14 protein-coding genes are annotated in these 12,145 nt (G+C 68.9%); 5 read left to right on the top strand and 9 right to left on the bottom strand.

Going from position 1 to position 12,145, the window contains the following annotated elements:
- Positions 1–125: 125 nt before the first annotated feature.
- Entirely contained in the window at positions 126–1,010 is an 885-nt protein-coding gene (locus tag BLQ73_RS24715) for a phenylalanine 4-monooxygenase (RefSeq protein ID WP_093173859.1), read from the bottom strand.
- A 186-nt stretch (positions 1,011–1,196) separates the two neighbouring features.
- On the opposite strand from BLQ73_RS24715, the gene BLQ73_RS24710 reads away from it, so the two are divergent.
- Positions 1,197–1,667 carry an Lrp/AsnC family transcriptional regulator gene (locus BLQ73_RS24710; protein ID WP_093173857.1) on the top strand — a complete coding sequence of 157 codons (471 nt, stop codon included), beginning with the start codon at positions 1,197–1,199 and terminating at the stop codon, positions 1,665–1,667.
- 85 nt (positions 1,668–1,752) lie between these two features.
- Here BLQ73_RS24710 and pstB read toward each other — a convergent pair whose 3' ends face one another.
- From pstB to pstS, 4 genes are read right to left on the bottom strand one after another with little or no spacing between them, the layout of a single operon-like run.
- Positions 1,753–2,529, bottom strand: a complete 777-nt coding sequence (pstB, locus tag BLQ73_RS24705) for a phosphate ABC transporter ATP-binding protein PstB (protein ID WP_093173855.1) — start codon at positions 2,527–2,529, stop codon at positions 1,753–1,755.
- Positions 2,530–2,539: 10 nt separating this feature from the next.
- Positions 2,540–3,412, bottom strand: coding sequence for a phosphate ABC transporter permease PstA (gene pstA, locus BLQ73_RS24700; RefSeq protein ID WP_093173853.1), 873 nt, complete (start codon positions 3,410–3,412; stop codon positions 2,540–2,542).
- 25 nt (positions 3,413–3,437) lie between these two features.
- Positions 3,438–4,409: a phosphate ABC transporter permease subunit PstC gene (pstC, locus tag BLQ73_RS24695; protein ID WP_093173851.1), complete on the bottom strand. Its 972-nt coding sequence runs from the start codon at positions 4,407–4,409 to the stop codon at positions 3,438–3,440.
- Positions 4,410–4,413: 4 nt separating this feature from the next.
- Positions 4,414–5,523, bottom strand: a complete 1,110-nt coding sequence (gene pstS, locus BLQ73_RS24690; RefSeq protein WP_093173849.1) for a phosphate ABC transporter substrate-binding protein PstS — start codon at positions 5,521–5,523, stop codon at positions 4,414–4,416.
- A 243-nt stretch (positions 5,524–5,766) separates the two neighbouring features.
- On the opposite strand from pstS, the gene BLQ73_RS24685 reads away from it, so the two are divergent.
- Positions 5,767–6,255 carry a low molecular weight protein-tyrosine-phosphatase gene (locus BLQ73_RS24685; RefSeq protein WP_093173884.1) on the top strand — a complete coding sequence of 163 codons (489 nt, stop codon included), beginning with the start codon at positions 5,767–5,769 and terminating at the stop codon, positions 6,253–6,255.
- Here the strand turns inward: BLQ73_RS24685 and hisN are convergent.
- Positions 6,239–7,042: a histidinol-phosphatase gene (gene hisN / locus BLQ73_RS24680; RefSeq protein ID WP_093173882.1), complete on the bottom strand. Its 804-nt coding sequence runs from the start codon at positions 7,040–7,042 to the stop codon at positions 6,239–6,241. The two genes, BLQ73_RS24685 and hisN, sit on opposite strands and share 17 nt — an antisense overlap.
- A gap of 139 nt (positions 7,043–7,181) precedes the next feature.
- Between hisN and BLQ73_RS24675 the strand changes: the two genes are divergently transcribed.
- A complete protein-coding gene (locus tag BLQ73_RS24675) occupies positions 7,182–7,628 on the top strand; it encodes a DUF4442 domain-containing protein (RefSeq protein ID WP_093173847.1) in 447 nt (148 codons plus the stop codon).
- Positions 7,629–7,657: 29 nt separating this feature from the next.
- Here BLQ73_RS24675 and rsgA read toward each other — a convergent pair whose 3' ends face one another.
- Positions 7,658–8,647, bottom strand: coding sequence for a ribosome small subunit-dependent GTPase A (rsgA, locus tag BLQ73_RS24670; protein ID WP_093173878.1), 990 nt, complete (start codon positions 8,645–8,647; stop codon positions 7,658–7,660).
- Entirely contained in the window at positions 8,644–9,921 is a 1,278-nt protein-coding gene (gene aroA, locus BLQ73_RS24665) for a 3-phosphoshikimate 1-carboxyvinyltransferase (RefSeq protein WP_093173880.1), read from the bottom strand. Before aroA ends, rsgA begins: the two co-directional genes overlap by 4 nt.
- Before the next feature lie 44 nt (positions 9,922–9,965).
- Here aroA and BLQ73_RS24660 point away from each other — a divergent pair, with 44 nt between their 5' ends.
- Both BLQ73_RS24660 and BLQ73_RS24655 read left to right on the top strand, forming a co-directional pair.
- On the top strand, positions 9,966–10,709 hold the full coding sequence (locus tag BLQ73_RS24660) for an SOS response-associated peptidase (protein ID WP_093173845.1): 744 nt from the start codon (positions 9,966–9,968) through the stop codon (positions 10,707–10,709).
- A gap of 210 nt (positions 10,710–10,919) precedes the next feature.
- Positions 10,920–11,252 carry a TraR/DksA family transcriptional regulator gene (locus BLQ73_RS24655; protein ID WP_093173843.1) on the top strand — a complete coding sequence of 111 codons (333 nt, stop codon included), beginning with the start codon at positions 10,920–10,922 and terminating at the stop codon, positions 11,250–11,252.
- Here BLQ73_RS24655 and BLQ73_RS24650 read toward each other — a convergent pair.
- Positions 11,249–11,989, bottom strand: coding sequence for a class I SAM-dependent methyltransferase (locus BLQ73_RS24650; RefSeq protein WP_093173841.1), 741 nt, complete (start codon positions 11,987–11,989; stop codon positions 11,249–11,251). The genes BLQ73_RS24655 and BLQ73_RS24650 overlap by 4 nt on opposite strands.
- Between the last annotated feature and the right edge of the window lie 156 nt (positions 11,990–12,145).

The raw sequence follows: 12,145 nt of genomic DNA, 5'->3' as shown, positions 1-12,145 counted from the left end.
GGGGGGGGGGGGGGGGGGGGGGGGGGGGGGGGGGGGGGGGGGGGGGGGGGGAGAGACGCGTCCGCCCCGCCAATGGTTGGGCTTGGCGGGGCGGGAGGGTGGCTGCCGCCGGGGCGGCGCGTGGGCTATTTGGAGCTGCTGAGGCGGGCGATGCTGTCGTCGTCGCAGTGGGCCCAGAAGTCGCCGACGACGTCTTCGAGGTGGTCGAGCGATTCGGCGCGGAAGAGCACATCCTGGTATTTGGTGATGTCGTACTGGGTGGTCCCCATGGCGGCCAGGTCGAGAGGGCGGATGTCCATGCCGCGGAACTCTTCGATTTCGCCGTAGGAGGAGAGGATGCCGGCGCCGTACGCCTTGAGTTCGTCGCGTTCGGCGATGACGCCGAATTCGAGGGTGAACCAGAAGACCTTGGAGATGAATTCGAGGGCCTCATCGCTCTTGACGCGCCGGGCGGCTTGGCCGGCGAGGCGGTAGAGGGCCGCGTAGCGGTCGGAGGCGAGGGCGTTGGCGTGGCCGATGACCTCGTGGATGACATCGGGTTCCGGGGTGTAGAACGGCACGGAGTGGTGGCGGATGTACTGGGTGGAGTAGAAGTATCCGTCTGCCAGGACGCCGTAGAAGTCTCGGAGGGGGACGAGGCCGGCGGCGGGAAGGTAGCGGAAGCCGGTGAGGGGCGCGAGGAGGTTGCTGACCTCTTCGAGCTGGGGGATGTGGTCTTTGGGCAGGCCCAGACGCTGAACGGCGTTCAGATATTCGACGGGCGCGTACTTCTGGTGCTTGATCGCGAGCTCGCGGCTGACCAGGGCCCAGACGTCGTGCTCCTGCGCGGTGTATTCGGCGACGGGGATGGGGTCCCCCGGCACGTAGCCGATGGCGAGGGCCGCGATGGCGTTGCGGCGCTCGCGGTAGGTGGGGTCTGCCACGCCAGGGTGATCCGCGGAGAGTTCGACGAGGACTGAGCCGTCGTCGCGCGTCGAGATCGGTGCGAAGTACTGTGCTTCCTCGAACATACTGAAATCACAGCAATTCTCGGAATCTCTGGCAAGAGCGGCTAGTTCTTATAGTCAGATCGCGCACCTCTAGTCAGTTTTGATCGTGGAATGCTGTGCGATTCGCATACTCGTGTTGGTAAGGGCTGTTTTGCCAAGTCCGTGGCTGGAGATCCACGACGATAGATCAACAACGAAAGAGGGCGGATGACGATCGACGAGCTGGACAGTCGTCTTCTCGTGACGATGCGGGCCAACCCCAGGATCGGGCTGACCGAGCTGGCCCGGCTGCTGGGGGTGGCCCGGGGCACGGTGCAGGCGCGGGTCGACAAGCTCATGGCGCGGGAGGTCATCACGGATTTCGGGCCCACCATCGCCCCCGAGGCGGTCGGCTATCCGATCCTGGGCTTTGTCTCCCTGCAGATCGCCCAGGGCAGGCTCGCCGAGGCGGTGGAGGCGCTGCGGGAGGTGCCGGAGATCCTTGAGGTGTACGGCACGAGCGGGCAGGCCGATCTGCTCTGCCGGGCGGTGGCGCGCAGCACGTCGCACCTTCAGGACATCATCGCGCTGATCCTCGCTTCTCCCGCGGTTCAGCGCACGGATACGACGATCGTCCTCTCCGATCAGATCCCTTATCGGATCGATCCGCTCCTGAAGGCAGCCCCCGAGCGGCCGTAGAGAGAAGCCCCACCACAGCGAAAGCCCCTGATGCCTCTGCGTGAGGCTCAGGGGCTTTCTGCGTGGCCGAAGTACCGCAACCGTCCTATCCGAACCGTCCGGTGATGTAGTCCTCCGTGGCCTTCTCTGAGGGGTTTGTGAACATGTTGGTGGTCTCATCCATCTCGACAAGCTTGCCCGGCTGGCCCTGCGCCGCGAGGTTGAAGAAGGCCGTACGGTCGCTGACCCGGGCGGCCTGCTGCATGTTGTGGGTGACGATGACGATCGTGAACTCGTCCTTGAGCTCCGCGATCAGGTCCTCGATGGCCAGGGTCGAGATCGGGTCGAGGGCCGAGCACGGTTCGTCCATGAGCAGCACCTGGGGCTGTACGGCGATGGCCCGGGCGATGCAGAGCCGCTGCTGCTGGCCGCCCGAGAGTCCGGCGCCGGGCTTGTTCAGCCGGTCCTTGACCTCGTTCCACAGGTTCGCCCCTTTGAGCGACCGTTCGACGATCTCGTCGGCGCGGGCCTTGCTGATGCGCCCGTTGAGGCGCAGGCCGGCGGCGACGTTCTCGTAGATCGACATCGTCGGGAAGGGGTTGGGGCGCTGGAAGACCATCCCGATGGTGCGCCGTACGGAGACGGGGTCCACGCCGGGGGCGTACAGGTCGTCGGCGTCCAGCATGACCTTGCCCTCGACGCGGGCTCCGGGGATGACTTCGTGCATGCGGTTGAGAGTGCGGAGGAATGTCGACTTGCCGCATCCGGACGGGCCGATGAACGCCGTCACGGAACGCGGCTCGATGGTCATCGAGATGTCCTCGATGGCCTTGTTCGAGCCGTAGTAGGCGTCGAGCCCGGACACTTGGATCTGCTTAGCCATGGAGGGGCCCCTATCTACCCGTGGCGGGCGAGCGCCACCTGGCGATCAATCGCGCGGCCAGGTTGAGCAGCATGACGATGAGGATGAGGGTGAGGGCGCCGGCCCAGGCACGGTCGATGGCGGTGTCGTTGGGGCGTCCCGCCTGGTCGAATACGTAGAGGGGCAGGCCCATCTGCGGCCCGCTGAACGGGTCCGCGTTGATCGAGTCGGTGAAGAACACCGTGAGCAGCAGCGGCGCGGTCTCGCCGGTGACGCGGGCGACGGCGAGCATGACGCCGGTGATGATGCCGGTGAACGCGGTGGGCAGGACGACCTTGACGATCGTGCGCCATCTCGGCACGCCCAGGGCGTAGGACGCCTCCCGGAGGTCGCTGGGGACCAGCTTGAGCATCTCCTCGGCCGAGCGGACGACGGTCGGCATCATCAGTACGGCAAGGGCGAGGGCTCCCGCGAACCCGGAGAAGCTCTGGCCGAGGTACAGGACCCAGAAGGCCAGGATGAACAGGCCGGCCACGACCGAGGGGATGCCGGTCATGACGTCGACGAAGAACCGGATGGCGTTGGCCAGACGTCCGTTGCCGCCGTACTCCACGAGGTAGATCGCGGTGAGGATGCCGATGGGCACGGACATGAGGGAGGCCAGGGCGACCTGTTCGAGGGTGCCGAGGATGGCGTGGTAGGCGCCGCCTCCCGCGTCCCGCGCGCCGATGTTGCGCATGGAGTGCAGGAGGAACTCGAGGTCGAACCGCTCCGCGCCGTTCTTGATCACCAGGTAGACGACGGAGACCAGGGGGACGACCGCAATGGCGAATGCGAGGTAGACCAGGCCGCGGACGATGGTGTCCTTGGCGCGGCGCCCGGTCGAGATGGTCTGGATGCTCACGGCCTGTCTCCCGGGTCGATTGCCATCACTTTCGTGCTCCGGAACGTCCAACGACGATCATGCGCGCCGCCATGTTCACGAGCAGCGTGATGATGAAAAGGACGAGCCCGGAGGCGATCAATGCGCCGCGGCCGACTTCACCGGCTTCGGCGAAGCCGAGGGCGATGTTGGCGGCGATGCTGTTGCCGCTCGGGCCGAGGACGCCGAAGGTGATGTCGAAGGTGGCGGGGAAGATCAGCGCGACGGCGATGGTCTCGCCCATGGCGCGGCCGAGGCCGAGCATCGAGGCGCTGACGACGCCGGGGCGGCCGAAGGGCAGGACGGCCATGCGGATCATTTCCCAGCGGGTCGCGCCGAGCGCGAGCGCGGCTTCCTCGTTCATGCGCGGGACCTGGAGGAACACCTCGCGGGAGATGGCTGCGATGATCGGGAGGATCATGATCGCGAGCACGATCGAGGCGGTGAGCATCGAGCGGCCGACGACCTGGTCGGCGGAGAACAGGGGGATGAAGCCGAGGTATTCGTTGAGGAACTCGGACGGCCCCTGCATGAACGGCACCAGGAAGATGACGCCCCAGAGTCCGTAGACGACACTGGGGACGGCGGCCAACAGGTCCACGATGTAGCCGAGGGCTCCGGCCAGCTTGCGCGGAGCGTAGTGCGTGATGAACAGCGCCACGCCTACGGCGACGGGCACTGCCATGATCAGTGCGAGGAAGGAGCTCATCAGGGTGCCGAAGGCGAGCGCTCCGATGCCGAAGGCCGGAGGGCTGTTGTTCGGAGTCCATATGAGCTCGGTGAGGAAGGACCCCTCGTTCGCGTAGAGGGCGGGGATGGCCTCGGCGATGAGAAAGACCGCGATGGCCGCCATGATCGCGAGGAGCACGACGCCGGCGGCGGCGGTGAGGTGGCGGAATGGCTTGTCGGCGCGTGAGCGCCGGACGGCGGGCCGGCTCGTGGCCGGTCCGCCTTGGCGAGTTTTCAGGGTTGCTGTCATAGAGTTATGAGATCGATTCGACGGCGGTTCGTACCTTCGTCACCATGCTCTTGGGAAGTGGGGCGTATCCGAGCTGGGTGAGTTGCTGCTGGCCCTCATCGCTTGCGGTGTAGGTGAGGAAGGCCTTGACAAGTGGCACCTGGTCGGCGGGAAGACCCTTCTCGCAGGTGATTTCGTAGGTCACCAGAACGATCGGGTAAGCGCCTTTGGCCTTGGTGGCGTAGTCGATCTTGAGCTTGAGGTCGTTTCCTTCGCCGACGACCTCGGCGGCTTCGAGCGTCTTGCCCGCGCTCTCGGGGGTCAGCGCGACGAACTCGCCCGCGCCGTTGCCGATCTTGGCCATCTGGAGGGCTGAGTTCTCCGCGTAGGAGAGCTCCACGTAGCTGATCGCGCCCTGCGTGGTCTTGATGGCCTGGGAGATTCCGTCGGACCCCTTGGCGCCCAGGCCCTTGGCCTCGGCGGGCCACGCCTTGGCGGCGTCGTACGGCCAGTCCGAGGTGGCCTTCAGGAACTTGGTGAAGTTGTCGCTGGTGCCCGACTCATCGGAGCGGTGGAACGCCTGGATGGGGGTCGAGGGGAGCTTGGCGTTGGGGTTCTCGGCCTTGATGGCCGGGTCGTCCCAGTTCTTGATCGTGGTGTTGAAGATTCCGCTGAGCGTCTTCGACGAGAGGTTGAGCTCTTCGACGCCGGAGAGGTTGTAGACGACCGCTACCGGGCCGGTCACCATGGGGAGGTTGATGGCCTTGCCGGTCTTGCATCGGGCGTCGGCCGCGGCCGGTTCGCCCTTCTCGTCGTTGAGGGCCGAGTCGGAGCCGGCGATGGCCACCGTACCCGAGACGAACGCCTGGACTCCCGCGCCGGAGCCGCTGGGCTGGTAGTTGATGTTCGCTCCGGGGTTGGCCCCCTGGAAGCTCTTCTTCCATTCGGCGATGGCGTTCGCTTGAGCGGAGGAGCCTGCTGCGTTGATCGTGCCGCTCAGCCCGGCACCCACACCACCGGCCGAGGCCGGCAGGGTGCCCGCGCTGGTACCACCGGTATTGTCGTCAGTCCCACATGCGGCGAGTGACAGCACCCCCGCGATCGTGGCCACGGCGACCCGGCCTGCGTACTTCACGGTCCTGTTCCTCCTACTTGATCTTCTGCAGTACGAGGCTCTCGTCTCCCCCGACACGGGTCACCGGCCTGATGAGCTGGTCACACGCCTGACGCGGACGATCTGGTCATACGTCACAGTCCCGCTACCAGACGAATTGCCTCAATGAGGAAGCTAGGGAGTCAAGGTGACGTGCCTCCCGTGTCAAGGTGAACACAGGGTGAACGTCGCGGGTCACTACCTCACTGCGCAATCATGGGGTCCATGAAGCCTTTTCACGTGTGCTTGGTCTGCCTGGGAAACATCTGCCGTTCCCCCATCGCCGAGGTGGTGGTGACGGACGCTCTCGCAGCTCATGGCCTCAACGGGATGGTGACCGTGGACAGCGGGGGAACCGGCGGCTGGCACACGGGCAAGCCGATGGACGAGCGGGCGGCGGCGGTGCTCGCGGAGCACGGCTATGACGGCTCGCGCCACCGGGCGAGCCATTTCCACGCCGGGAGGTTCGGCTCCTGCGACCTGGTCGTGGCCATGGACAGGGAGAATCTGCGGACGCTTACGCGCATGGCGCCGCCGGGGGCCGACATCCGGCTGATGAGATCGTTCGACCCGGCGGCCCCCGAGGGGGCGGAGGTTCCCGACCCCTTTTACGGCGACCGCCAGGGTTTCGTCGACGTGCTCGTCATGATCGAGGCAGCGGCGGAGGGCCTCGCCAAGCATCTCGCCGAACGGCTGGCTACACGGGAAGCGTGAGCGGACCCCCGCCGAGGCGCTTGAGCACGTCGCTGTGAAGGGGGCCGTTGGTGCAGACGAGGTTGCCGCCGTCGAGGCCGGGCACGCCGGAGAGGTCGGTCCAGATCCCCCCGGCCTCCTCGATGATCACAGTGAGGGCGGCCATGTCCCAGGGGGAGAGCTCCGGCTCGGCGGAGATGTCGACCGCGCCCTCGGCGACCAGCATGTGGGACCAGAAGTCGCCGTAGGCGCGGCTGCGCCAGACGCTGCGGTCGAGGTCGAGGAACTGGTCGAGCTTGCCCGCCTTGTGCCACTCCGCGAGGTCGGAGTAGGACATCGAGGCGTCCTCCACGCGGGTGACCGAGGAGACGCGGCACCGCGTGGCCTTGGTCAGACCGCGGCCGGTCCACGCCCCGCCCTCCCGGGCCGCCCACCAGCGCCGGCCGAGGGCCGGGGCGGACACGACGCCCACGACGACCCGGCCTTGCTCCATGAGCGCGATGAGCGTGGCCCACACGGGGACGCCGCGCACGTAGTTCTTGGTGCCGTCGATGGGGTCGACCACCCAGGACCGCTGGCCGTAGCCCGTGGTGCCGAACTCCTCGCCGACGATGGCGTCGCGAGGGCGGGTTCTGCGCAGCGTGCCGCGGATGCTCTCCTCCACGGCCCTGTCGGCGTCGCTGACGGGCGTCAGGTCTGGTTTGGTCTCCACACGCAGGTCACGGGCTTTGAATCGCCGCATGGTGATGTCGTCGGCCGCGTCGGCCATGACATGCGCGAGGCGCAGGTCGTCGTTGTAGCCCGTCACGAGGAGCAACGCTACCGTGTCGCGGCCGTACTACAGGAGTCCGGAGTACGAACCCGGGCGTATCCATACGGGCGAGACCACCGGCGAGATCGGTCGCGCCTCTCACCCGAGACCCCTACCCGTTAGTAACATTGCGGGCATGTCATTCGATGTTGGGGAGTACCTCCTGGACAGCGTGCCGTTCGCGCGGACGCTCGGCATAACCTTCGACCGCGTGGAGGACGGCCTCGCGGTCGCCCGCCTGGCCGACCGGCCCGACCTGCACAACCACGTCGGAGGCCCGCACGCGGGGGCGCTGTTCACCCTGGCCGAGACGGCCTCGGGAGCGGCCCTTCTGTCGGCGTACGGCGACGCCATGGCGTCCGGCGCCACCCCCCTCGCCCTGACCGCGACCATCCGCTACCTGAAGCTCGCCAAAGGCGAGGTCGTGGCCGAGGCCAGGGTGCCCGGCACCCGGGAGCGACTCGGCGGCGAGCCGCCGGTGGGAGGGTGGCCGGAATTCGACATCGAGGTCGACATCACCCGGGCCGATGGGGCCGTCGTCTCCCAGATGGTCATCACGTGGGTGCTGCGACCGGCCACCTGAGCCCCGCCGCCCGACCGGCCCGGGGCTGATCAGTCCTCGTCCGGAGCGCCTTCACGGCTCGCGAGCAGGCGCCGCAGCGACACGAGCCGGGCCGGGTCGGCGTGGCCCGCGGCGGCCCAGGCGTCGAGCGCGCACTCCTCCCCGAGGTGGTTGCACCCCTTGGGGCACTCCACGCTGCCCGGGGCCAGGTCGGGGAAGGCCGCCAGCACCGTCTCCATCGAGACGTGAGCGAGGCCGAAACTCCGCACGCCGGGCGTGTCGATGATCCAGCCTCCGCCGGGCAGCTCCAGCGCGACGGCCGACGTGGAGGTGTGCCTGCCGCGACCGGTGACCGGGTTCACCTGGGAGACGGCACGGTCGGCATCCGGGACGAGCGCGTTCACGAGGGTCGACTTCCCGACGCCCGAATGGCCCACGAGGACGCTGATCCGGTCGGCGAGAGCCGTACGCAGCCCGTCGAGCGACCCGCCCTTGCTCACCACGACGTACGGCACGCCCAGCGGCGCGTAGAGGGCCACCAGCCCGTCGGGGGAGGCCAGGTCGGCCTTGGTCAGGCAGAGCAGCGGATCGATCTCCGCGTCGTAGGCGGCGACCAGGACCCGGTCGATCATGCGCGGCCTGGGCTCGGGGTCGGCGAGTGCGGTGACGATCACGAGCTGGTCGGCGTTGGCGACGACCGGGCGCTCCACGTCGTCGGTGTCGTCGGCCGTACGGCGGAGCATCGACGTGCGGGGCTCGACCCGAACCACCCTGGCCAGCGAGTCCGGCCGGCCCGACACATCGCCCACCAGCGCGACCCGGTCGCCCACCACGATGCCCTTGCGGCCGAGCTCCCTGGCCTTCATCGCCGTGATCAGAGTGCCGGTCGAGGGCGACAGGCACGTGTAGCGACCTCGGTCCACGGCCACGACGAAACCCGCGACGGCGTTCTCGTGCGCGGGCCGACGCCGGGTCCGCGGCCGAGACCCCTTGCCCGGCCGGACCCTGACGTCGTCCTCGTCGTATTCGCGCCGTCTCAGCGGTCGCCCCCCAGCATCCGCGCCCACATCAGGGCGAACTCCGGAAGGGTCTTCGCCGTCGTGGCGATGTTCTCCACCCGCACGCCGGACACGGCCAGGCCGATCACGGCGCCGGCCGTGGCCATGCGGTGGTCCTCGTAGCTGCGGAACACGCCGCCCGACAGGGGGCGGGGCCGTACGGCGAGGCCGTCGTCGGTCTCCGCCGCGTCACCGCCGAGCCCGTTGATCTCGGCCGCCAGGGCCGCGAGCCTGTCGGTCTCGTGCCCGCGCAGGTGGGCGATGCCGCGCAGCCTGCTCGGCGAGTCGGCGAGTGCGGCCAGCGCGGCGATCGTGGGCGTCAGCTCGCCGACCTCGCGCAGGTCGGCGTCGATGCCGCGGATGCGCCCCGAACCCGTGAGGGTCAGCCCGTCGCCGGTCAGCGAGACGCTCGCGCCCATCTCCGTGAGCAGGCCCCTGAGCTGGTCGCCCGGCTGGGTGGTGCGGGTCGGCCAGCCGGGGATCGTCACGGCGCCGCCCGTGATCATGGCCGCGGCCAGGAACGGCGCCGCGTTCGACAGGTCGGGCTCGACCGTGTAGTCCCTGGCCGCGATCGGGCCTGGCTCGACACGCCAGGTGTCCGGCTCGGAGTCGTCCACGCGGACGCCGAATTCGCGGAGCATCTCCACGGTCATGCGGATGTGCGGGGCCGAGGGCACCGGAGGCCCGGAGTGCCGGACGGTGACGCCCTTGTCGAAGCGGGCGGCGGCGAGCAGCAGGCCGGAGATCAACTGCGAGGAGGAGGAGGCGTCCAGGGTGACCTCGCCGCCCTGGACGGGGCCGCGCACGGTGAACGGCAGCGCGTCGCCCTCGACGCGGGCGCCGAGGGCGCGCAGCGCGGCGAGGATCGGACCCATCGGCCGCTTGCGCGCGGCCGGGTCGCCGTCGAAGAACACCTCGCCGTCGGCCAGCGCCGCGACCGGGGGGACGAACCGCATGACCGTGCCCGCGAGGCCGGCGTCGATCCGCCCGCCGCCCACGACGGGACCGGGCGTGACCGCCCAGTCGACGCCGGAGGCGCTCTCGTTGGACGGAGTGAGCCGCGCGCCGAGGGACCTCAGCGCCGAGGCCATGAGGTCGGCGTCGCGGCTGCGCAGCGCCAGCCGTACGCTGCCGGGGCCCTCGGCGAGGGCGGCCAGCGGCAGGGCGCGGTTGGTCACCGACTTGGAGCCGGGCAGAGGCACCGTGGCGCGGACGGGACCCGCGGCGAGCGGCGCGGACCAGAGCGGATCGGACATGACGAAAAGCCTACCGGTGCGCGGGGCCATGGCAGGGTGGTGGTATGTGCGGAAGATACGCGTCGGCGCGTGGCAAGCACGAGCTGCTGGAGGAGTTCCAGGTGGAGCTCGACGGTGCTTCCGACGAGGAGCTCGCGCCTGACTACAACGTGGCTCCCACCAAGAACGTCTACGCGGTGCTGAGCAGGGTGCCCAAGGGCGGCGAGCGGGCCGTGCGCCAGCTCCGGGTGCTGCGATGGGGGCTCGTCCCGGCATGGGCGAAGGACCCGTCGTCCGGGGCGAAAATGATCAACGCGCGGGCCGAGACCGTGGCGGAGAAACCCGCCTATCGCAAGGCTTTCGCGCAGCGCCGATGCCTGATTCCGGCCGACGGTTTCTATGAGTGGTACAAGAGCGACAAGAACCCGAAGAAAAAGCAGCCTTACTACATTCACCCGCGCGACGGGGGAGTGATGGCGATGGCCGGGCTGTATGAGTTCTGGAAGGACCCGTCCCGGGCCGCGGACGACCCGCTGCGGTGGCTCGCCACCTGCACCATTATCACGACCGACGCCGAGGACGACATCGGTCATATCCACGACCGCATGCCCATGCTCATCGAAACGGACCGGTGGGCCGAGTGGCTCGACCCCATGCTCACCGATCCGGGCGCGGCGCGGCGGCTGCTGGTGCCGCCCACACCGGGCCGGCTGGCGGCGCGGCCGGTGTCCACCGCGGTGAACGACGTGCGCAAGAACGGGCCTGAACTGGTGAAGGAGGTGGACGGCGACGAGTCCGCGCTTTTCTGAGCGCGGCGATATCCGGGAAATGGAGGCCGGAGGTTCGGAGTGCCGAGAAAAACTCCGTGTAAATCCTTCCAATAGTGGGAATTGGGTAGGAAAACGCGGCGCGCTTACTTTCCGTGGCGTCTCCGCTCACTGCCACCCCCACCGCGCTCGGCGGGATATCCGGGGAATCCCGTCGCGGCAGCCCTTCCTCGATCCCGGAGGTGCGGATTCGTGGACGACGCGACCGCTCGCGCCCGTCTCCAGATCATGCTGGCCGAACTCGACCGATCCATTGGCGTGCTGCGAGGAGATCCCGCGGCCGTGCGCGACAGGTCGGCCGCCGACGCGGGCCTGGACCTGACCGACGCCGAACGGCACCAGGTCATGCTGGACGTGGCGTCGCGGCAGCGCGTCGCCGTACTGGCCGCCCTGAAACGGCTGGAGGAGGGCGTCTACGGGAGATGCCTGGACTGCGGGAAGCCCGTGCCGGAGGGCAGGCTTGAAGCGCGGCCTGAGGCCGCGCGCTGCGTGCAGTGCCAGTCCAAGCGGGAACGGCGGCGCTAGTAGCTCTTGCGGGCGCTCGCGACCAGGTGGATGCCGACGGTGTCGTCGTCGGGACGGGCCTCGAGCTCGGTCGTGACCAGCCAGGTGAGCGCCCGCGAGTCGGAGGCGAGCACGTGGTCCACGGTCGACGGGGAGAGCACCGTGCGGGGCCGCACCCACTCGACCGAAAGGCCCGCCCCGGTCAGCAGCTCCCGCAGCTGGACGCTGGTGTAGCAGCGCGTGATGCTGCCGTCGGGCCAGGGGATCAGCAGCACCTCGTCGGTCTGGCGCAGATGGGCCCAGTAGTTCTGCTCGGCCAGGATCGCCATGCCGAGCACCAGGGAGTCGACGCACACCAGGGCCCGCCCGCCGGGCCGCAGCACTCTGGCCACATCGCTCATGGCCGACTCCGCCATGAGCTCGACCGACATGGCGCGTTCCTCGGCCACGACCGCGTCGACGCTGGCGTCGGGGAGGAAGCGGAGATCGTCGGCGCGCACGTGCCGGACCCTGTCGGCGTCGTGAGGGCGGTGGCGGGCCGGGGCGGCCCGGCGGAAGTCCACCACTTCGAGCACCCGGTGCCCGGCCCGGGCGGCCTGGGCGGACCAGCGGCCCTGGCCCCCCGACAGATCGAGCACGATCGACGGCTCGTCGGGGAGCCATCGGTCGAGCTGCTCGGCGACAACAGCGCGATAGAACGTCCAGTACGGCCCAAGCGACCCTGAGCCGTTCAGTTCTTCGGCCGGAATGGGCAGCACAAGCGACTCCTGAGCGTCATCGTCTCCGAGGGTGGCCTACCAACCGGTACGTATCTATCTTCCCCGCACCGGGCGCATCGTCACTTCCCATAATGCGGGAACACCGGCGGCAGCGAGCGTGTTGCGCTGTGCATGGCTGCGTTGCTTGACGTTCCC

It is taken from the genome of Sinosporangium album, assembly GCF_900100605.1.
Taxonomy (GTDB): domain Bacteria; phylum Actinomycetota; class Actinomycetes; order Streptosporangiales; family Streptosporangiaceae; genus Sinosporangium; species Sinosporangium album.
This window is presented reverse-complemented; position numbering and strand designations above follow the sequence as displayed.